At 40.8% G+C, this 20,044-nt stretch carries 19 protein-coding genes; 5 read left to right on the top strand and 14 right to left on the bottom strand.

The window, feature by feature from the left end:
• Window positions 1-329: 329 nt before the first annotated feature.
• From ACRWQN_RS06110 to pepA, 3 genes are all read right to left on the bottom strand, one after another.
• Complete coding sequence (locus ACRWQN_RS06110; protein WP_434940175.1) at window positions 330-3,242, bottom strand: valine--tRNA ligase; 2,913 nt, start codon at window positions 3,240-3,242, stop codon at window positions 330-332.
• Between the two features lie 32 nt (window positions 3,243-3,274).
• A complete protein-coding gene (locus ACRWQN_RS06115; protein WP_434930358.1) occupies window positions 3,275-3,724 on the bottom strand; it encodes a DNA polymerase III subunit chi in 450 nt (149 codons plus the stop codon).
• Between the two features lie 149 nt (window positions 3,725-3,873).
• Window positions 3,874-5,382, bottom strand: a complete 1,509-nt coding sequence (gene pepA, locus ACRWQN_RS06120; RefSeq protein ID WP_434940177.1) for a leucyl aminopeptidase — start codon at window positions 5,380-5,382, stop codon at window positions 3,874-3,876.
• Window positions 5,383-5,656: 274 nt separating this feature from the next.
• Here pepA and lptF point away from each other — a divergent pair, with 274 nt between their 5' ends.
• Window positions 5,657-6,772 carry an LPS export ABC transporter permease LptF gene (gene lptF, locus ACRWQN_RS06125; RefSeq protein WP_434928455.1) on the top strand — a complete coding sequence of 372 codons (1,116 nt, stop codon included), beginning with the start codon at window positions 5,657-5,659 and terminating at the stop codon, window positions 6,770-6,772.
• Window positions 6,769-7,827: an LPS export ABC transporter permease LptG gene (lptG, locus tag ACRWQN_RS06130; RefSeq protein WP_434930356.1), complete on the top strand. Its 1,059-nt coding sequence runs from the start codon at window positions 6,769-6,771 to the stop codon at window positions 7,825-7,827. Before lptF ends, lptG begins: the two co-directional genes overlap by 4 nt.
• A 114-nt stretch (window positions 7,828-7,941) precedes the next feature.
• Here the strand turns inward: lptG and ACRWQN_RS06135 are convergent, their stop codons facing one another.
• From ACRWQN_RS06135 to ACRWQN_RS06155, 5 genes are all read right to left on the bottom strand, one after another.
• A complete protein-coding gene (locus tag ACRWQN_RS06135) occupies window positions 7,942-8,637 on the bottom strand; it encodes an aspartate/glutamate racemase family protein (protein ID WP_434940179.1) in 696 nt (231 codons plus the stop codon).
• A 132-nt stretch (window positions 8,638-8,769) separates the two neighbouring features.
• Window positions 8,770-9,279, bottom strand: a complete 510-nt coding sequence (locus ACRWQN_RS06140) for an RDD family protein (RefSeq protein WP_434928458.1) — start codon at window positions 9,277-9,279, stop codon at window positions 8,770-8,772.
• A 14-nt stretch (window positions 9,280-9,293) separates the two neighbouring features.
• Complete coding sequence (locus tag ACRWQN_RS06145) at window positions 9,294-9,545, bottom strand: DUF2960 domain-containing protein (RefSeq protein ID WP_434940180.1); 252 nt, start codon at window positions 9,543-9,545, stop codon at window positions 9,294-9,296.
• 17 nt (window positions 9,546-9,562) lie between these two features.
• Window positions 9,563-9,910, bottom strand: a complete 348-nt coding sequence (locus ACRWQN_RS06150) for a DMT family protein (protein WP_434928459.1) — start codon at window positions 9,908-9,910, stop codon at window positions 9,563-9,565.
• Entirely contained in the window at window positions 9,911-10,411 is a 501-nt protein-coding gene (locus tag ACRWQN_RS06155; RefSeq protein ID WP_434928460.1) for a GNAT family N-acetyltransferase, read from the bottom strand.
• 84 nt (window positions 10,412-10,495) lie between these two features.
• On the opposite strand from ACRWQN_RS06155, the gene ACRWQN_RS06160 reads away from it, so the two are divergent.
• Window positions 10,496-11,068 (top strand): DsrE family protein, encoded by a 573-nt coding sequence (locus tag ACRWQN_RS06160; protein ID WP_434940182.1) that lies wholly within the window; start codon window positions 10,496-10,498, stop codon window positions 11,066-11,068.
• A 16-nt stretch (window positions 11,069-11,084) separates the two neighbouring features.
• Here the strand turns inward: ACRWQN_RS06160 and ACRWQN_RS06165 are convergent, their stop codons facing one another.
• The 5 genes from ACRWQN_RS06165 to ACRWQN_RS06185 form a co-directional block, all read right to left on the bottom strand.
• Window positions 11,085-11,768, bottom strand: coding sequence for a substrate-binding periplasmic protein (locus ACRWQN_RS06165; protein ID WP_434940604.1), 684 nt, complete (start codon window positions 11,766-11,768; stop codon window positions 11,085-11,087).
• A 143-nt stretch (window positions 11,769-11,911) separates the two neighbouring features.
• Window positions 11,912-12,544 carry a DUF2913 family protein gene (locus ACRWQN_RS06170; RefSeq protein WP_434940183.1) on the bottom strand — a complete coding sequence of 211 codons (633 nt, stop codon included), beginning with the start codon at window positions 12,542-12,544 and terminating at the stop codon, window positions 11,912-11,914.
• 97 nt (window positions 12,545-12,641) lie between these two features.
• Window positions 12,642-14,951, bottom strand: coding sequence for a bifunctional diguanylate cyclase/phosphodiesterase (locus tag ACRWQN_RS06175; RefSeq protein ID WP_434940186.1), 2,310 nt, complete (start codon window positions 14,949-14,951; stop codon window positions 12,642-12,644).
• Entirely contained in the window at window positions 14,951-16,996 is a 2,046-nt protein-coding gene (locus tag ACRWQN_RS06180; RefSeq protein WP_434940187.1) for a sensor histidine kinase, read from the bottom strand. Before ACRWQN_RS06180 ends, ACRWQN_RS06175 begins: the two co-directional genes overlap by 1 nt.
• 142 nt (window positions 16,997-17,138) lie before the next feature.
• A complete protein-coding gene (locus ACRWQN_RS06185) occupies window positions 17,139-17,768 on the bottom strand; it encodes a peroxiredoxin-like family protein (protein ID WP_434940189.1) in 630 nt (209 codons plus the stop codon).
• A 101-nt stretch (window positions 17,769-17,869) separates the two neighbouring features.
• Between ACRWQN_RS06185 and ACRWQN_RS06190 the strand changes: the two genes are divergently transcribed.
• Window positions 17,870-18,088: a DUF6500 family protein gene (locus tag ACRWQN_RS06190; protein WP_434940191.1), complete on the top strand. Its 219-nt coding sequence runs from the start codon at window positions 17,870-17,872 to the stop codon at window positions 18,086-18,088.
• A 36-nt stretch (window positions 18,089-18,124) separates the two neighbouring features.
• Entirely contained in the window at window positions 18,125-18,514 is a 390-nt protein-coding gene (locus tag ACRWQN_RS06195) for a nuclear transport factor 2 family protein (RefSeq protein WP_434940193.1), read from the top strand.
• Between the two features lie 120 nt (window positions 18,515-18,634).
• Here the strand turns inward: ACRWQN_RS06195 and ACRWQN_RS06200 are convergent, their stop codons facing one another.
• Window positions 18,635-19,936 carry a DEAD/DEAH box helicase gene (locus ACRWQN_RS06200; protein ID WP_434940194.1) on the bottom strand — a complete coding sequence of 434 codons (1,302 nt, stop codon included), beginning with the start codon at window positions 19,934-19,936 and terminating at the stop codon, window positions 18,635-18,637.
• Between the last annotated feature and the right edge of the window lie 108 nt (window positions 19,937-20,044).

Below are 20,044 nucleotides of genomic sequence, written 5' to 3' on the forward strand. Positions count from 1 at the left end.
ATGATATTGGCGCAAGCTTATACAGCAAAAACGCAAAATGAGATATTAAAGTTTTAGTTTAGTACTAAATAACCTCAGCTCGGGATAATAAACGCTTACCAAACAGCCCTTTGTCTTGCTAACTGCGTTTCATTAACGTGCAATAGGCCAGCTATTGACGTGTTAATGCGCCTTGTTTTCAAAACAAACGACAAGTTTGCTACAAAATAAACTAAATCTGTTGAATTTAGCTTATTAAGCCCATCTCTTAACCAGAGTTGAGGTTAAATAATCGTTAAATAAAAAACCAGCGACGCATCGCTGGTTTTTGTAGCAATGTTATTACTTAATTAAGCTTCTATTTTAGCGAGCTCAATTTTCTGTTCATTGAGCTTGTCGATATCACGACTTAAGCCTGTTAGCTTTTCACGCTCTTTATCGATAACCGCAGGAGGGGCTTTAGCCACAAAACCTTCATTGGATAATTTGCCTTCAATACGGCTAATTTCCTGACCGAGTTTTTCAAGTTGCTTATCGATACGGGCGATTTCGGCACCGACATCGATTAAGCCAGCCATTGGAATTAATAACTCCATATTGCCGACTAACTGAGTGCTCGACATAGGCGCGGTTTCACCCTCTAGAAGAATCGTCATTGTTTCAAGTTTAGCCAAACTTGCAAAGAATGTTTGGTTAGCTTCAAGACGAATACGATCTTCATAGCTTACGCCACGCAGTAATGCATTAAGCGGCTTAGAAGGGGCGATATTTAATTCTGCACGAATATTACGTACAGCAACAATTACTTGCTTAACCCATTCAAGGTCAGCCATTGCCGTTGCATCAACTTGATCTGCTTGATACGTTGGGAACGGCGCTAGCATGATCGTGTCACCGGTTACGCCGGCAAGTGGTTTAACGCGCTGCCAAATCGTTTCGGTAATGTATGGCATAAAGGGATGCATTAGGCGCTGCATTTTTTCAAGCACATTAACCAAAGTGTGACGAGTGCCGCGCATTTGCGCTTCAGTGCCATTTTGCATCACAGGCTTAGTTAATTCTAAATACCAGTCACAGAATTGGTTCCAGGTGAACTCGTATAAAGTATTCGCGGCTAAGTCGAAACGGTAAGCTGCCATGTGATCTTCAACGGTTTTGACCGTTTGGTTAAATAAACCAATGATCCAACGATCGGCTAATGACAACTCCATAGCGCCTGGTTTGCCATCAACTAATAATTGACCGCAATCTAACGGCTCGCCCGCTTCATTGCTTTCAGGATCGGTTTGCACTTCAGTGTTCATTAACACGTAACGTGATGCGTTCCATAACTTGTTACAGAAACTGCGGTAACCATCAAGACGCTTCATGTCCCAATTGATGTCACGACCCGTTGAGGCCATGGCTGCTAAAGTAAAGCGCAGAGCATCTGTGCCGTGGGCTTCAATGCCTTCGCTAAACTCTTTGCGGGTACTCTTTTCAATTTTTGCCGCTAGTTGCGGCTGCATCATGTTGCCAGTACGCTTTTCAACTAAGGTTTCAAGCTCGATACCGTCGATCATGTCTAATGGGTCAAGCACGTTACCTTTTGATTTAGACATTTTATTGCCGACTTCATCACGGATAAGACCAGTAACGTAAACGGTTTTAAAAGGCACTTGTGGTTTGCCGTTTTCATCTTTGATGAAATGCATGGTCATCATGATCATGCGGGCAACCCAGAAGAAAATGATGTCAAAACCTGTGACCAACACATCCGTTGGGTGGAAGGTTTTTAAATCTTCTAAATTGTCAGGCCAACCTAAGGTTGAGAATGTCCATAAAGCCGAGCTAAACCAAGTGTCGAGTACGTCATCGTCTTGGCGCAGTACGGCAGAGTCGGCAAGTTTGTGCTTAGCACGCACTTCGGCTTCGTTACGGCCAACGTACACTTTACCGTTTTCATCATACCAAGCTGGGATACGGTGTCCCCACCACAACTGACGTGAAATACACCAATCGTTAATGTCGCGCATCCACGAGAAATACATGTTCTCGTATTGCTGCGGCACAAACTTAATTTCGCCAGTTTCAACTGCTTCAATGGCTGTTTTTGCCATTGACTGAACAGCCACATACCATTGGTCGGTCAGTAATGGCTCAATCACCACGCCTGAGCGATCGCCATAGGGTACTTTCAAGCCGTGTGGGTCGATTTTGCCAAGTAAACCTAACGTGTCAAATTCAGCCACGATAGCATCACGGGCCTTAAAACGGTCAAGACCCACGTAACGCTCTGGCAGCGCCATTTCGATGTCTTTGTTTGGGGTGCCATCGGTGTTAATCACTTCAACAAAAGCGCGAACTGCTGCATCTAAGGTGAAAATGTTGTACATAGGCAGGGCGTGACGCTTACCGACTTCATAGTCATTAAAGTCATGGGCTGGGGTGATTTTTACACAACCAGTACCAAATGCCATATCAACATAGTCGTCGGCCACAATCGGAATTAAACGATTAACAATTGGCAGGTGAATAAACTTACCGATCAATGATTGATAACGTTCATCATCTGGATGCACAGCCACTGCGCTGTCGCCTAACATGGTTTCAGGGCGTGTTGTTGCTACTTCTAAATAATCTTTACCATCGCTGGTTAATGCGCCTTCTGCTAATGGATAACGGAAGTGCCACATATGGCCTTGTTTTTCTTTGTTTTCCACTTCTAAGTCTGAAATAGCGGTATGAAGCTTTGGATCCCAGTTTACTAAACGTTTACCACGATAGATTAGTTCGTCATCATACAGGCGAACAAACACTTCTTGGACGGCTTTAGACAGGCCTTCATCCATAGTGAAACGTTCGCGGTCCCAATCAACCGATGCGCCCATACGGCGAAGTTGCTTGGTAATCGTGCCGCCAGACTGTTCTTTCCAGTCCCATACTTTATCGATAAATGCATCACGGCCTAAGTCGTGACGAGTTTTACCTTCTTCAGCTTCAAGTTTACGCTCAACCAGCATTTGGGTGGCAATACCGGCGTGGTCTGTACCCACTTGCCATAAGGTATTTTTACCTTTCATGCGTTGGTAGCGGGTCAGGGTATCCATAATAGTGTCTTGGAATGCATGACCCATGTGCAGGCTACCTGTCACATTAGGCGGTGGGATCATAATGCAGTAATTGCCTTGTGATTCATCACCGTGTGGCTTGAAGTAACCTTGCTCTTCCCAATTTTGGTAAAGCGTTTGTTCGATAGACTTAGGATCGTATGTTTTTTCCATGGGGGCGTTTTATCTCAATCTAAATTTAGTGTTTATTCGGCTAATGCTTGGGTAGTCACTTGGCACCCAAGCGTTTGATAATCACGATAGCGTTTTCTTGCTATGCTTTTTAGTGTGTCATCATTAGCCACAAAATCGATAATATGCGGTAAGTTTACAGCAAATTGGGGGGCTTGGTCTGCAAGATTAATCAGAACTTGACGACTTTTATTGGGTCCTAGGGTATCAAAACCAATTTCAACGGGAGAACCCGTCACAGGGCCTTCACCTTTCAAATTATGAGGCACAAAACTGCTTGGCTCAAATTGCCACAATAATTCATCAATTGCATAGGCTTGTTGTTTGTCTTGGCAATGAATATAAACTTGTTTTTGCTGTCTATAGTGTTGTTCGGCTAACCTACAAGCAGCCAAATAAAGCGCATCTAAAGCACTTGTTTGCTGGCTATTTTCTGGCATTAAATAAAACAATGCTTGAGTCATAATTCGATGCTGTTAGCAGAGGTTAAGATAGTGGTGAGTTTACACTAAAATGTTATTGAGGTTAATGGCTAAACGCTATGGTGTTAATAACAAAAAAGGTGAAGAATTGCTTCTTCACCTTTTCAATATTAACCGATATTAAAACCAACTTATTCGTTGATATCAATACCTGAACGATTAATCAAGAACTGAGTCAAAATCGGTACCGGACGACCTGTTGAGCCTTTATTTGCGCCGCTGTTCCAAGCTGTACCGGCCACATCTAAATGGGCCCAATTGTACTTCTTGGTAAAGCGCGATAAGAAACACGCAGCAGATATTGCGCCCGCTGGACGACCACCTAAGTTAGTCATATCAGCAAAAGGACTGTCTAGTAAGTCTTGATACTCATCCCAAAGCGGCATGCGCCATGCGCGGTCACCACTTTGCTCACCTGCATTTAACATTTCATGTGCAAGTGGGTTATGTGAGCTGAATAAACCTGAAGCGTGTTTGCCTAATGCAACAACACAGGCACCAGTAAGAGTGGCTGTATCGATCACTAATTCAGGGTCAAAACGTTCAACATAAGTTAATACATCACATAGCACTAAGCGACCTTCAGCATCGGTGTTTAACACTTCAACGGTTTGGCCTGACATTGTGGTGAGAATATCGCCTGGACGATATGCACTACCTGAAACCATGTTTTCACAGCCAGCGAGTACACCAATCACATTGATGGGCAACTTCATTTCACACAATGCTTTCATTGCACCAATAACACCTGCTGCGCCGCCCATGTCGTATTTCATTTCGTCCATAGCTTCGCCTGGCTTTAATGAAATACCACCTGAGTCAAAGGTTAAGCCTTTGCCAACAAGTACAATCGGTTTTTGAGTGCTATCTACCGCGCCGTGATATTCCATAATGGTCATTATAGATTCGTTGGCGCTGGCACGGCCTACCGCTAAGTATGAATTCATCCCTAACTTAGCCATTTGTTCTTCGCCAACAGTTGATACCTTTAATGTTTCATAGGTTTCAGCCATTTGACGGGCTTGGGATGCAAGGTAAGCTGGATTACAGATGTTAGGTGGCATATTTGCCACGTCACGACACAAATGCATACCAGCAGACACCGCCATTCCATGTTCTACAGCGCGCTCGCCTATGGTCAGTTCTTTGCGTGTCGGCACATTAAAGACCATTTTACGCAGTGGACGACGAGTCTCGCCTTTACGGGTTTTAAGCGCATCGAAGCTATATAAACTTGCTTGCGTGGTTTCTACCGCTTGACGTACTTTCCAGTAGGTATCACGGCCTTTAACGTGCAGCTCAGTTAAAAAGCATACTGCTTCCATTGAGCCTGTTTCGTTTAAGGTATTAATAGTTTTAGTGATAATTTGTTTGTATTGACGCTCATCTAACTCGCGCTCTTTGCCACAACCCACTAATAATACACGCTCACTCAACACGTTCGGGACATGGTGAAGTAATAACATTTGTCCTGGCTTACCTTCAAGGTCGCCACGACGAAGAAGGTTACTAATATAACCTTCACTAATTTTATCCAACTGCTCTGCAATGCCAGATAGACGGCGAGGTTCGTATACACCCACAACAATACATGCAGAACGTTGTTTTTCGGGGCTACCACTCTTTACGCTAAACTCCATGAGCACTCCTAGATTCTTAAAGACAAATTTTTATATTTATAAGATAATGTTCATATTAAGGCTTACAGGCCACAGATCAAATTTAAAGGTGGTAAGCGACTGGTATTTAGACAAAATAAGCGTTATAAAAATACGACTTAATTTGCCTGAACTCTAGCTGTGTTGCACCTTACGAGCTGGTCAGAAAACTATCAAAACTGCTAAAAGTAAACAGTTTACATGAAAGTGCCTCTGATTCCAGTAAAAAGATACGTTTAGCCCTTGGATCCTATTTGTGATTGTATTTAGATACTTGATTGGTGAAGTTTTAAAAGCACAATTAGCCGTACTGACAGTGCTGTTAACTATTTTTATTAGCCAACAATTTGTTCGTGTTTTAGGGGATGCCTCTGACGGCGAGTTCCCAGCTTCTTTGGTATTAACCCTCTTAGGGCTAAATCTGCCTCAATTAACCGTGTTAATTTTGCCGTTAAGTTTCTTTTTGGGAATATTGCTTGCCCATGGGCGAATGTATGCCGAAAATGAAATGGTAGTGTTACACGGTGTGGGTGTAAGTGAGTTATATGTCACCAGAGTCACAATGATTTTAGCCATAGTTAATATGATATTTACTGCTTATTTGGCTATTTATGTGTCCCCGTGGGCGGAAGAAAGGCAAAACCAAGTGCTTGAACAAGCTCAATCTGAGGCCGGGCTAGCAGCATTAACTCAAGGGCGTTTTCAAACCAGTCCTAATGGCCGTGCGGTACTCTTTGTTGAAACAATTAGTAAAGACAATCAATTAGGTAAGGTTTTTGTCGCTCAGTTACCGGAAGTTGGCGATGAGCAGGGGCTAACCAATATCGTTGTGGCACAGCAAGGTAAAGTGATTGAGGATGAGTTTGGTAGCCAGCAGTTAAAGCTTGAAAGTGGTTTACGCTATCAGGGCAGCCCCAATGCAATGAATTATCAAATCATTGAGTTTGGCGGCTATAAAATGGAAATAAAAGAGCAAGAGGTGGATGAGCGCAGCCGTAAGCTTTCTGCTATGCCCATTAATGAATTACTCGACACTCCTGGCCCAGAAGCCGTTGCTGAGTTCCAGTGGCGTTTGGCTATTCCGCTATCTATTCCGCTACTGACATTAATCGCAGTGCCTTTGGCAAGAGTCAATGTTCGTCAGGGCAAGTTCGCTAAAATGTTCCCCGCTATTTTACTGTATTTAGGTTATTTTGGGTTAATGGTGGCTGGACGTAAAGCGCTGCAAGATGAAGTTATTCCATTGTATTTAGGCATGTGGTGGATACATGGTTGCGCCCTTGTAATGGGTATATTGTTACTCAGCAAAGAAAGGCCGGCCAGTGTCAGATTTTTAAGCCTGTTTAAACGTAATAAGCAGGTGAGCGCATGAACATAATTGATTTATATATTTCACGGATAATTTTAACTACCTCAGCACTGTGTTTGTTAGTTTTAACAGGGCTGTCAGGGATTATTAAATGGGTTGATCAGCTTAGGCTTGTGGGCCGTGGTAGTTATAGCATGATGGATGCCGGTGTTTATGTGCTGTATTTAGTGCCGCGCGATATTGAAATGTTTTTCCCTATGGCGGTATTGCTTGGCGCACTCATTGGTATGGGAATGCTAGCGTCTAATTCTGAGCTTGTTGTTATGCAAGCATCAGGCATGTCGCGTTTACAAATCACTATGTCAGCGATGAAAACGGCTATTCCTTTGATGATAATGGTTATGGCTTTAGGCGAGTGGGGCGCGCCAGTGGCAGAGCAATCTGCTAAAGAGCTACAGGCAACGAAAATATCCGGCGGTAGTTTAATTAAATCAGATCGAGGTATTTGGGCCAAAGACGGTGATTTATTTGTCAATATCGGTGAAGTACAAGATATTAATAAGCTTAATAATATTACCTTATATAAGTTTGATGAACAGTCAAAATTAGTACAATTAACCCAGGCTAAACATGCTGATTTTAAACAAGATGAATGGCAGCTAACTGAAGTGACAACCACTCATTTGTCTGAGGACCGCATTGAGTTGGTTGAAACGCCAACAGAGCAATGGCGTTCAACCTTAACCCCTGACAAACTTGGGGTGGTATCGGTTAAACCCGAAGCGTTGTCTATTCAAGGGCTGCTGGGATATTTAGAGTATTTGGAAGTGAATCAACAAGACCCTAGCCGATATGAATTGGCGTTGTGGCGCAAGATAATGCAGCCCATAACCGTTGCAGTGATGATGCTGGTTGCCTTGTCATTTGTATTTGGTCCTTTGCGTACAGTGACCATGGGGGCTAGGGTATTACTCGGTGTGGTGGCGGGATTTAGTTTTTACATCAGTAATCAGATATTTGGTCCTATGAGTATGGTGTATGATCTTCCTGCTGTGGTCGGTGCTGTTACTCCAAGTATTTTATTTACCAGTTTGGCCTTTTACTATATCAGGAAGTAAATTACCCTCAGCTTATGATAACAAACTAAAAAGGTCACTTAATGTGGCCTTTTTAGTTTTTTGATTAGCTGAGTACAATCGAATAATATAGTGATTCAATTCATCTATGTCGCTTTATTTTCTCAGCATAAATTCAACTGCAGCTTCTGCATGGATCAGGGCGGTATCGTAAAGCGGTATAGATGTATCTGTTTGTTTAACCAGTAAGCCTATTTCTGTGCAGCCTAGAATAATTGCTTGCGCCCCTTGCTGTGCCAATTTATCGATAATATGCAGGTATGCCTTTCTAGACTCAGGCAATACTTTCCCTAAACACAATTCTTGATAAATAATGCGATGAATCGTTTCTCTGTCTTGTTGATCCGGGATGATAAGCTCAATGGGGAAGTGGTCGGTTAACCGTGTTTTATAGAAAGCTTGTTCCATAGTGAATTTAGTGCCCAATAAGCCCACTTTAGTTATCTTATCGTTCACTAATTTTTGACCAGTAGCATCACTAATATGCAACAGAGGGATATTAATACCAGCCTCAATTTGTGGGGCTACTTTGTGCATGGTATTGGTGCATACTACAATGGCATCGGCACCAATAAGTGATAATTTATGTGCTGCGTCAGCAAGGATTTCTCCAGCACTTTGCCAGTCACCCTGGGCTTGTAGGGCGGCAATTTCAGCAAAATCAACACTAAAAAGAATCACTTTTGCTGAATGTAATCCGCCTAAACTCTGCTTAATCGACTGATTAATCACTTGATAATAGCTTTGAGTGCTTTCCCAGCTCATGCCGCCAATTAACCCTATTGTTTTCATTTGATATGTCCTTATGGTCAGGTATCAGTATTAAGCCTAGTACAATGACAATTACAGTAGGTGTAAAACTAAAAACGCGCCGAAGCGCGTATTTAATAATACAGATAGAATTAGCACTATATCAGGATAGCGTTAAGCACCATGCCAGTTGCGCATTTGATTCGCTTCAACAGATAATATGACTATTTCAGACCGAGTCATTTTATCTTGTAAGGCTAATTTGTCGCTATTCAATAAAATAAATAGGTTGCCTAGTCCTAATATTGACCAAACAACACGGGCGCAAGCAGTAATAAAACTCAGGTTTTGGCCGTTAGGATGTTGCACTTTCAAACGCCAGGCTCTCATGCCAAGAGTTTGGCCGCCTTTACTCCAAAATAGTGCATAAAAGCCACCCACACATAAGGCCAACCATAGCTGGTAAATACCTTGATAAACAGGGGTGTTATTCAGTGTATCTGATATATGTTCATAGCCACCTAATGAAATTATTCCAGTGGTATATAAACCGTAGAAAACCCCAAAGCCTATGGCGCCAGCAATCATATATACCGCGACAGCAAGCAAGGCGTCATAAATCATTGCCCCTAAACGTCGTACAAAACTTGCACGGGGAAAATTGGCGTGTTCTGCATTTAACATATCAATTAGCCTTCTTATACTTCTTCTTCACGAACAAATTTAATGCTAGTAAAACCAAAGCGTGTAAATTCAGTTTGACGAAATTCTTTTTCCGCTTTAGCACCTTTTTTAGAGGTCAAAGCCACTTGTTGTTCCATCGCCAGAAAACGGGTTAAATCGATCCCTTCGGCTTCTGCCGCTGCTTCATAAAGGTCATGGTGTTTGTCATAACTAAACGCAATAGTTTTGGTTTTGCCTTTAAAGGTATAAATCACTTGGCGTGCCATTCACAATCCTCACGCGATCATATGTCGCTTCTAAAAATAAAATATACTGCACCGAGAATGCATAAACCTGCCCAAAGATAATCTAGCTTGAGTGGTTCTTTGAGATAGAACACCGCAAAGGGAACAAATAAGCTTAAAGTAATCACTTCTTGCAGAATCTTTAATTGTCCCACGTTCATTACGGTATAACCAATACGATTTGCCGGAACTTGTAATAAATATTCGAATAAGGCTATTCCCCAACTGACTAAGGCAGCAATTATCCAAGGTTTACTATTCATGGTTTTCAGATGACCATACCAAGCAAACGTCATAAAAATATTACTCAGACACAAAAGGCCTATTGTTGTTAACGTCGGATTCATCTAGTTATTGCCCTGAAAGAACATATAACAAGCATCGTCGCTATAACTGGCTAGTGACGTTAATAATGCAGGGTTAACATCATTAAAAGGTTTAAAGCCATAGCGCTGCCAAAACTCACTCGCCCCTTGAATAGCAACTAAACCGATGCCAGAAAAGCCTTGTTCAGCAGACGCGTGTATGGTGTGGTTAACGAGCTGTTTGGCTACACCTAACCCCTGTGCAGAGGGTGATACTGCCATGTCATGTATGTATAAGGATTGAGTGTCATGTGTTGCTGTTAATATGGTATTTAACTTGGGGGCATCGCCCTTTGGCCAAGGGTGGCAAAGTATATAAGCTACAATGTGATCATTATGCTCTAATACTAAGCAACTCAGTGGTGATAAATGCCATTTACTTTGCATGACTTCCAATGGCTCAGGATTTACGTCATGGTAACAGTTGGCTTGAATAGTCATAATGGCAGGCCAATCTTTGGGGGTAATTTGTCTTATCTTCATGATCACGCTTTCAACCAATAAATCAGCAATGAGTATATCTGTGATAACAACGGATGAGCAACTTTTGCAACCGCAGGAGATTTTATGTACCAAACATCTAACCGAGTGAAAATATTTAGCAGCCTTGTGCTTTTAATGCTACTGCCATTTAGCCAAATCAGCTATGCCACATCAGGATTAGCCGCTTTTAAACCCGGCACTGTAATTAAAGAGTTTGGTAAAATTGCAGAGGTTGATAGTCAATTAGTTATCCCACAAAATATGAAATTTAAAGTCGCATTTGACCTCGGTTCACCAGCAAACGCTGGTGAGGTGAATAGACAGATTGATACTTTGGCTCGATTTATCAATATGCATGTGGCCGTTGGCGTTAAACCTGAGGATATAGAGTTAGCTTTAGTTGTACATGGTAAAGCCGCGATGGATATGACCAACAATGCGATGTACCAGCAAACCCATAAAAATACGCCCAATGCGAATAAGCCATTAATTGCTGAACTGAGTAAATACCAAGTGAAATTTTATGTATGCGGCCAAACCGCGGCATATTATGGTATTGGTCAGGATGATTTATTGCCAAATGTTGAGATGGCATTATCTGCGTTAACGGCACATGCCGTATTAGCGCAGCAAGGATATAGCCTGAATCCTTTTTAGTGTTATTTGGCTAAGTTTATTCACTTAATATCGCGTGGAGGGTGTATTTGTCGGTGATCGTTTTAATTGTGCCATTGTCTTTTAAAATGGCGATAGCCGCATTGATCCTTGGCAATAAATCTTTATGCTCTTTTCTAAGACGCATAACTAATACACCATCTGAATGAACCGCTGCTAGTGTGATGGGAAGATTAAGTTGCTTACTCCAATATAAAGCAGGCAAATCACCTGATATAGCCGCGTTAATGCGTTTTTTGTGCAGTGCTTTGATCAGCTCTCGCTCAGAGGTAAAGTCGAATCGCGTAAAGAAGGCATCATCGTGGTACAAATAACCTCTCACTGTACCAATGACTTGACCTTTAATGCTGTCGATATTTTGCCATGCGACAGCATTTTCTTTCAGGGTAATGATATTTTCTTGAATGTTAATAATAGGATCAGAGGTAACAAATTTGTCTCCCATATCTTCATTTGGGAACCAGCTAGGGCTGACTAGATCAAAATCGAGTAGGCCGCTATCTAATGCTTGGTTTGTGCGCTTTGGCGGATAATTTTGTTTCTCACTATCTATTTTAGCCTGAATTAAAAGCTGAGGTACTAGTTCACCAAGAATTCCTGGATGTTCTGACTGATTAGGTACGTAATAAGGTACCCAGCTGCTAGAGCCGCTCACATTGTATTTCAACACTGTGTTAGCCATAGCCGGACTGGAAATGATTAAACAAAATGTTAATGACAAGGTACAAAGTAAAGGCTTCAAGAATTATCCTTTTTTGAAAACAACCCGTTAATAGATATATCAGCTTGAAGCAATTATTCAACCTTTTTTATTACAAAATGTGACTACTTTAACCTTGCAAGCAAACACAAGCTAAGATGTTGGTTTTGTGGGATGATTAGATAGGTTTTGTGGTGTTTAATTAAAGTGGTTTTTTTATTTGCCTGGCTAATTAATAGGCCATGCTGTAGTGCTATTGCTGCAAGCACATTTTCATCACCCCTGACATACAATGCAATTGGTTTTAACAACTCAGCGTCTTTGCGATGATTTTTCATCTGCTCAGCACAAACCACCACACTTGATTGGCCATCGCCGTCTAATTTTAATTTGCTTGATAATGGCGTGTCGGTCACGACTAACCAGCTTTTTTGGCTAAAATCGGCTAGCAATGCATCTAATGCCTCACCCAGTTTAGCGGTTTTAGCATCTTGATATTGTAGAACGATGCGTTCGAGTAGTTGCTTTAGCTGGGCGCCAGCACCTTGGCTTCTACCAAGACGGATCCATTGAGTTAAATCTTCAGCAACCAGTTTTGAAAAGCGTTTTGTTTTGAGAGAATCGACCATCCAACTGCATAAAAAGTGGCTTTCTTGTGCCGGAGTGCGAACACCCTTGTGTTGTTTATTCGATTCGGTTAAATCATGTATGCCAGTGACAGCCAAATTAAGTACTGCTGAGTTATAGGTTTCAGTCATGCTGTTTCAATGTTCCAGTGTAAATGCTATATCGTTAATACAGAGTGATCTTGTCGTTAATGTATAGTGTACTTGGACTTAAGCTATTCTGACATTTTTATATCTGATATTGGTCTGATAAATTGAGAATTTGTTCAATGGATAAAGGTTTGAAAAAATAGAAGCCTTGAATTACGTCAGCGCCCATTTTTTTTACCAATGCCAGCTGTTGTTCTGTTTCAATACCTTCTACGACCATATCTTTACCCAGTTTAATCCCCATATGAATAATGCCTTCTAAGACTATTTGTGCATTAATGTTACCGACTAAATGCGACACAAAAGCACGATCAATTTTAATCGTATGCAGTGGCAGGCGGAGTAAATAACCTAATGACGAATATCCAGCTCCAAAATCATCTAAACAAATAGTAAACCCATACTCTGCCAGTTTATCTAATTCTTTAATCGCGGAATCGGAATGGATTAAAGCATTTTCAGTGATTTCTAATTCAACTCGACTTAAGCTTATATTGGCTTGTTCAAAAATCGCATACAATTCATCAACAAAGGTTTCATGCTTCAGCGAGTTTGCTGATAGGTTAATCGAAATAGGGTGAGTTATTTGTGGGTAATCATTAAGCAACTGGCAGGCCGCTTTAGCAACATATAAGTCTACATCATAATATAAGCCTGACTTTTCCACTGCGGGAATAAATGCATTCGGTGGAATGGGACCTTTCAGTGGATGATTCCAGCGTAATAGTGCCTCATAACCAATAATATTTTCGTTGGTAGTATGCACTTTAGGTTGCAGCACTAAGAACAGTTCCTGCTGAGTAATAGCCTGGCGAAGATCGTTAAGCAGATTCATTCTTTTATGTGAATCTACTTCATAATGTTGATCAAATAGCTGACCGGAACCGCGACGATTTTCTTTGGCTACTTTAAGCGCTATTTCGGCATGACGTAATAATAACGCCGCATCAAATGTACGTTTACCATTATTATTAATCGTTTGGTACAGCCCCTCAAGTATCAACTCTTTGCTGAGCTGTGCTGCGCCAACCGTCATACCTAGCCTAATAGAGTGCTCATCAATGTTAAACGGAAAGGAGCTTCTTAGTGCTATGTCTTGTGGTTTAATTAGGCCATTGGGTAATAACAATGCAAACACGTCAGAATGTAACCGAGCAATTAGCACGTCCTCACCGTAAGAAGATATTAAATGGCTAGAAATACGTTTTAGGATTTTGTTACCAAACTCATATCCTAAACTTTCTATAATATTATGGAAGTAGTCTACATCCAGTAAATATAGACAAATATTGTCCCCATGCAGCTGATGAAAAGCTTTTGCGTGATCAATAAACCCTGCACGACTATATAATCCAGTCACTTCATCTAAGTATGCGGCTTTATTTAAATAGTTAAAAAATTTGGCATTTTCTAATCCTACTGCGACATTCATGCAAAAAACTTGCAGTAATTCTTGGTCGACATCTTTTAGTTTTTCAGCTTTTTCTGCCACAATCACACCTTCCCAAAGTGAAGGCGTTGATAAATAGAGGCAACTGAATTCATCGTTAAATAAATGGGATTTTTGTTCAAGTACCTGATAAACCGATTGAATAGCACGGTCTGTTTTATCAAGCTTAGTTAGCCCTTTACCAAACAAAGGTTGATATTTATGGCTGGCTGCAACCACAATATAATCATCGCTTTGGCTGCTGATAATGGCTGATGGACCATTTTGTGGTCGCTGAGAGACGCAAAAAATACTTTCGGCCTCAATGTCGAACAGTGCACCAATTTGATTCAACACTCCGCTAGAAAAATCGAAAACAGAACGTTCTTGCAGTAAATTTGAAGAGGCATCAATAACCGCACGCAAGCCTTGTCGACTTTTTTCTAATGCGGTGATTTGTCGATAACTGCGAATACCTGCCGCTAATACAGTAAATAGCTTTGCTCTAGTGAGTTCACTTTTAGTCTTATAAGCGTTTATTTCATAGTCAATAATGACTTTCTCTTCGGGGGCAAACCCCGGCTGCCCAGTGCGAAGAATGATTTGCAAGAACTTATTTTTAAGTTCTTGCCGAATACGCTTTACTAATTTTAAACCTGCGTCTTCGGTTTCCATCACTACATCGAGTAATACTAGCGCCATGTTAGGATGGTTTCTGATAAGTTCGTAACCTTCATCAGCACTAAAAGCGCTCACAAAAGTCAGCGGGCGACCGAGTATTTCTACCCGAGATAACGCTAATTTAGTGACTTCATGCATTGATGGTTCATCATCAATAATACCAATAATCCAAGGCTCAACATTTGCAGCTGAGGTGTTGGTTTTTTCCATGCCATTGGAGGGCGAATCACTGATTTTTAAAGATTTATCATTGATGATTTTCAAGAAAAAATCAGACATCACTCACTCTCCTTGTGTGGTAATTCCTTCGGCGCAACAATAGGTATCGTAATTGTAAACGTGGTTCCATTTCGACTATGCACACTAATATCACCGCCTAAAATAGTATTAACGATGTTATAAACAATGTTCATTCCAAGTCCTGACCCTCCCTGGCCTAATTTTGTGGTGAAGAAGGGATCAAATATTTTATCAATGTTAGCGATTGGAATACCGACACCGTTATCACTAAATTTAATTTTTACCTTATTGTTTTTTTCATGGGTCACTTTAACGTTAATCTCACCGGTATCGGCACCATTAAATCCATGCAAAATAGCATTATTAAATAAGTTAGTGATAACTTGCCCAAAAGGTCCTGGAAAACTATTCAACAGTATATCTGGCGGGCAATCAATACGGATATTGTAAGGCGAACGTTTTATTTGATGCTTTAAAGTATTAAACACTTCATCTAGCATTTCATCGAGTAAAAATTCACGCCGTTTTTCACTTGATTGATCTATGGCCACCTGCTTAAAGCTATGAATTAATTCTGCAGCCCTATCCAATGCTCGTTGCATAATACTTAGGCCTTCTAGGCTTTCCTGCTCAAAGACCTCTAAATCAGACAGGTTAAGTAGCCCAGTTTTTGCTTGATTAACAAATTCCCTTACACGTGAATCAAAGGTAGAACTGATGGTGACGGCTATACCTATTGGAGTATTTATCTCATGGGCTATCCCGGCGACAAGTGCACCAAGCGAAGCCATTTTTTCACTATTAATCAGTTTTTTTTGCGCTTGCGTCAAGTGTTCAATAGCTTGCTGAAGTTTGTCTCTTTCAAGCTCTAACTGTCGCTTATAAGCAGTTTTATTCTGTTGTAGTACATCAAGCTGGCGTAAATCATGTTGGAATTTGGCCACATTGGTAAACACATCTCCCAGTTCATCATCATTATGTTTAAATTGAATATTCCGCTCACCAAGACGTAATGCATCAACAGATTGAGCTAAATTGGCAATCGGCAAGTAGATAGTTTTTTTTGCATAAAAGCTTAATGAAATGAGCAGTATGATGGTTATGGCAGCGAAAATAGCCAATAGAATAATACTATTCATATTAGTATTTTTTAAGTCTTCTAACTGACGAATAACCTGGTTTGAAGTCGTTTTTATTAATACAGCCATTTGCTGTTCAATTTCTACGATTTGGTTACTTTTCATATTATGAAAAGCATCTGTAGCAGAAGCTAAAACCTGAGGGTTATAGAGTTGGAATAAACGATGCCCGTCATTGACTAGCTGTTGGAATAACTGTTTGATGTAAATAATGTCTTTTAATTCATCTTCATCTTGTTCTAATGGCTCCAATAATTGCAGCCATTGTAAAAAATTAGCTGCTTTATCATCAAACTCTTGTTTAGCATATTGATCATTTAATAGATATCTTGCAAATGCGCTCTGCATATCACCCGCTTCATCGACCATTTGCAAATAATATTGAATAGCGGGAATGTCATCATAGCGTAACTCATCTTCATCAGAGTTTTCTTGAGAACCTTTGATTTCATCATTGGCCCGCATGCGGATAATCTTTTCAAGTGGGGTCGCAGTATTAATCAATAAATCAGTCGCGATACTCTTTGCTTTATTTTCATCCGCGGGTCGGTAGGCATTAAATATCAGCGTTAAATATTGCTGGTTTAACGTATTGCTAAGGTGGTATATGCGATTAAATGTAGCGATTTGTTCTGTGGAGCTAAGTAAATTTTTTTCAGTAATTTGCTGTTGAATGTTTTGTAGTGCGTTAAAGTTTTGCTGATACTGTATTTTTTGATCTTCATACCCTAACAAATACAGTGCGGCATTGGTCTGCATTGCTTTTAGCGTAGTATTCATTGACTCAACAGCTAATTCTAACGGCAAGTCAGCGTCCAAAATAGCGTCACTGGTGATATGCATTTTTTGACTGGTGTAAGCAAAAATACTGGCAATAAGAATGACCAGTATTGTTATTGAGGCAAACACTTTATTCAGCCGGGTTAAAATAGATTTGCGAGCCATAATCACATTTCTTGTATATTTAATGACTTAAGTGTAGCAAAAGATAATTAAATGCGAATAAAAAAACAATCAAAAAAAGGGTATAAGCAGCATTGCTGTTATACCCAAAGTGGAGCGTGGAAGTGGGTGCTAAATAATGAGCTTATTCAACTAAACTGGCTGCCATTAAAATGAGTTCAGGCGCTGCACGGACTTTATAATTAGGGTTTGCATACATAAATTGAATCAAACCTGTTTTATCGCTTAGATAGATGGCAGGTACTGGTAACACTAAACGCGCTTCACCCGCAGGAGTTTTATGAAGAGTGTTCGATACGCCCAGTTTTGCGTGGTACAAGTTGGTGACTTTATCGCTGGTGTAAAACGCTAAGCCAAACGCCTGTGCAGCTGCCATTTTCTCATCTGACAGGAGCAAGTAGTTAAGTTTGTTTTTTGTCATTGAAGCTTGCAGTTTTTCAGGCGAGTCGGGTGATATTCCTACTAGCTGAATACCCATTTCAATTAACTTAGGCTCAATAGCTTGTAGCTGCCCCATTTGTACATTACAAAATGGACACCATCCACCGCGGTAGAAAAAGAACATGGTATTTTTTTGACTAACCAGCTCTTTTAAATTAATGGCTTTGCCTTCAACAGTTGTTAATGTGACATCAGGTATTTCATGGCCATTAAGCAGTGGGCTAATGCTGTTTTCATCTAACGCGATTGGTTTTGCTATAGCGGTTAAGCTGGCAACGGCCAGTGTTGCAGCGAGCACGAGTTTATTGATCATAAAGGTTCCTAAGTAGGTAAAATAGCATTCAGTTGACCAACTAGACCCGAGTATCTGCTAGTTTATTTCAGTAGATGTAAAATAAATATTAGGAGTAGTTAATGCGGCACACATTAAGAGAAACGATTATGGCTGTTTGCCTTAAAAAAATTGGCCAAAAAGGCACTAATGTCGGGTTATCTTTTTATGCATTCTTTGCCAATAAAAATGATAATCCTGAATTATTAATGGAAGCGGCGACCTGGTGGATCCAAACCCATCAACTAGATCATTTTGAAAAGGCGGTAAAGATTTTGGCTATGGTTCAGGCGGGTGAATAATTTAGCTGTGTTAAAAACTTTTTATCAGAGGTAGCTATGCAACAATCATTTACAGGTCAGAGTTTTACCGAACAAGAATTGATCACTATTGTGGTAGTTGACCAGCAACTGCAAGCGTATAACGCCAGAGATATTGTCGCATTTGCTGCAACCTATCATGATGATATCGAAATATTTACTTTGTCGGGCGGACGACAATACCAAGGTAAAGCAAAGTTAATTGAACAATACGGTGCTAAATTTGCCAGTTTAAAATACCTTTGTGCCACCTCTATAAAACGCATTGTCCAAGGACAGTATTTAGTTGATCACGAGTTGGCAGAGTCGGCTAGTGAAGATGTCAATTGCATTGATAGAAGTGTGAAAGTGATTGCGGCTTATGAAGTTGAAGCCGGACTGATTAGACGTGTGACATTTATGGGCTAATGATTTAACTTGTTAATTATGAATGCCTTTATTAATTCATTTATTGCGGTCACAAAAAAGCGCAGGTTAATTACCTACGCTTTGTGATATTAGGTGATGGCTCACCCGATGGTTGAATGGTTACTTAATCTTTTTATACTTTACAGCATCTTTAGATTGACCAACGGATACACGGCGGCCTTGCATGCTTTTTTCGGCAATCATTTGCGCGCTTGCACTATCATCACGTTGTTTACTTTTACCAAAACTGCGACGCTTTTGAATTTGTTTAAGTAGCAGTTCACGATTGCTAACTTCATAGCCAGGTACTGTAATACGGCGAATTTTTTGACCAATTAACTTTTCAATATCATTAAGTGTACGTTCTTCTTCGCGGCTAACAAACGAGATAGCTACCCCGGACTTACCCGCACGACCAGTACGACCAATACGATGCACATAATCTTCAGGCAAGAAAGGCAGGTCATAATTGACCACATACTGTAAGTCAGGAATATCTAAACCACGCGCAGCGACTTCTGTTGACACTAATACACGTATTTTACCTTCCATAAACTCACGTAAAGCACGACGACGTGTACCTTGAGATTTCTCTCCATGAACCACAGCGGTCGGAATACCATCAAGGTTTAACTCTTTCACTAATTGCTCGGTATCTGCTCGCGTCGCACTAAATACTAATACTTTATGCCAGTTTTTCGTGCCAATTAATTCAGACAATAATTCGCGTTTACGGCGCTGTTCAACCGGATAAACCACTTGGCTAATGGTATCCGCAGTACTATTTTGATCGTTAGCAGAAATAATGACAGGCTTGTTTAGCATGTCATTTGCTAGTTTTTTTACTGCGTTAGAGAAGGTTGCAGAAAACAGTAAATTCTGGCGATTCTTATTTACCGCTTGCAAGATTTTTTCAATATCAGCACTAAAGCCCATATCAAGCATACGGTCAGCTTCATCTAACACTAAAAAATCCACGTGAGATAAGCTTAAGTTACACGACAAAATGTGCTCGAGTAATCGACCTGGCGTGGCAACGATAACATCGGTGCCGCGCTTCAGTTTTGCAGCTTGGCTTTCCATCTTGACGCCACCATAAATGGTTAATACATTTATGTTCATGTGTTTACCGTAAGCGGCAACATTGTCGGCAACCTGTGCTGCTAATTCGCGTGTTGGGGTTAATATCAGCACGCGAGTATTAGAGGCTATCGCAGCTCTAGGCTTTTCCATCATTTTTTGCAAAATAGGTAAGGCGAATGCAGCTGTTTTACCTGTACCCGTTTGGGCACTGGCTAAGACGTCTGAACCACGGCGAATAGCGGGAATGGCTTGGCGCTGAACAGGTGTCATTGTCTGATAACCGCATTCAGCGATCGCGCGTAAAATTTCAGGTGCGAAGCTAAAAGATTCAAATTTCATGGTTTCAGTTCCTAATTAAGCATCAAGCCGACAGTTTATTCGGCGGGGTTTTACAATATTTGTATATTACAGCGTATGTTTTTGGATAAGTTACGCACAATTAATGCC

Source organism: Shewanella sp. HL-SH8 (genome assembly GCF_051165765.1).
GTDB classification, from domain to species: domain Bacteria; phylum Pseudomonadota; class Gammaproteobacteria; order Enterobacterales; family Shewanellaceae; genus Shewanella; species Shewanella glacialimarina.

What these genes read in the sequence shown, in the direction of transcription:
- ACRWQN_RS06165 (WP_434940604.1), bottom strand. Translation starts at nt 11,768, where the DNA reads ATGGCTAACACAGTGTTGAAATACAATGTGAGCGGCTCTAGCAGCTGG.
- ACRWQN_RS06145 (WP_434940180.1), bottom strand. Translation starts at nt 9,545, where the DNA reads ATGGCACGCCAAGTGATTTATACCTTTAAAGGCAAAACCAAAACTATT.
- ACRWQN_RS06110 (WP_434940175.1), bottom strand. Translation starts at nt 3,242, where the DNA reads ATGGAAAAAACATACGATCCTAAGTCTATCGAACAAACGCTTTACCAA.
- ACRWQN_RS06190 (WP_434940191.1), top strand. Translation starts at nt 17,870, where the DNA reads ATGCGGCACACATTAAGAGAAACGATTATGGCTGTTTGCCTTAAAAAA.
- ACRWQN_RS06185 (WP_434940189.1), bottom strand. Translation starts at nt 17,768, where the DNA reads ATGATCAATAAACTCGTGCTCGCTGCAACACTGGCCGTTGCCAGCTTA.
- pepA (WP_434940177.1), bottom strand. Translation starts at nt 5,382, where the DNA reads ATGGAGTTTAGCGTAAAGAGTGGTAGCCCCGAAAAACAACGTTCTGCA.
- ACRWQN_RS06170 (WP_434940183.1), bottom strand. Translation starts at nt 12,544, where the DNA reads ATGACTGAAACCTATAACTCAGCAGTACTTAATTTGGCTGTCACTGGC.
- ACRWQN_RS06135 (WP_434940179.1), bottom strand. Translation starts at nt 8,637, where the DNA reads ATGAAAACAATAGGGTTAATTGGCGGCATGAGCTGGGAAAGCACTCAA.
- ACRWQN_RS06175 (WP_434940186.1), bottom strand. Translation starts at nt 14,951, where the DNA reads ATGTCTGATTTTTTCTTGAAAATCATCAATGATAAATCTTTAAAAATC.
- ACRWQN_RS06155 (WP_434928460.1), bottom strand. Translation starts at nt 10,411, where the DNA reads ATGAAGATAAGACAAATTACCCCCAAAGATTGGCCTGCCATTATGACT.
- ACRWQN_RS06150 (WP_434928459.1), bottom strand. Translation starts at nt 9,910, where the DNA reads ATGAATCCGACGTTAACAACAATAGGCCTTTTGTGTCTGAGTAATATT.
- ACRWQN_RS06115 (WP_434930358.1), bottom strand. Translation starts at nt 3,724, where the DNA reads ATGACTCAAGCATTGTTTTATTTAATGCCAGAAAATAGCCAGCAAACA.
- ACRWQN_RS06160 (WP_434940182.1), top strand. Translation starts at nt 10,496, where the DNA reads ATGTACCAAACATCTAACCGAGTGAAAATATTTAGCAGCCTTGTGCTT.
- ACRWQN_RS06140 (WP_434928458.1), bottom strand. Translation starts at nt 9,279, where the DNA reads ATGTTAAATGCAGAACACGCCAATTTTCCCCGTGCAAGTTTTGTACGA.
- ACRWQN_RS06200 (WP_434940194.1), bottom strand. Translation starts at nt 19,936, where the DNA reads ATGAAATTTGAATCTTTTAGCTTCGCACCTGAAATTTTACGCGCGATC.
- ACRWQN_RS06195 (WP_434940193.1), top strand. Translation starts at nt 18,125, where the DNA reads ATGCAACAATCATTTACAGGTCAGAGTTTTACCGAACAAGAATTGATC.
- ACRWQN_RS06180 (WP_434940187.1), bottom strand. Translation starts at nt 16,996, where the DNA reads ATGGCTCGCAAATCTATTTTAACCCGGCTGAATAAAGTGTTTGCCTCA.
- lptG (WP_434930356.1), top strand. Translation starts at nt 6,769, where the DNA reads ATGAACATAATTGATTTATATATTTCACGGATAATTTTAACTACCTCA.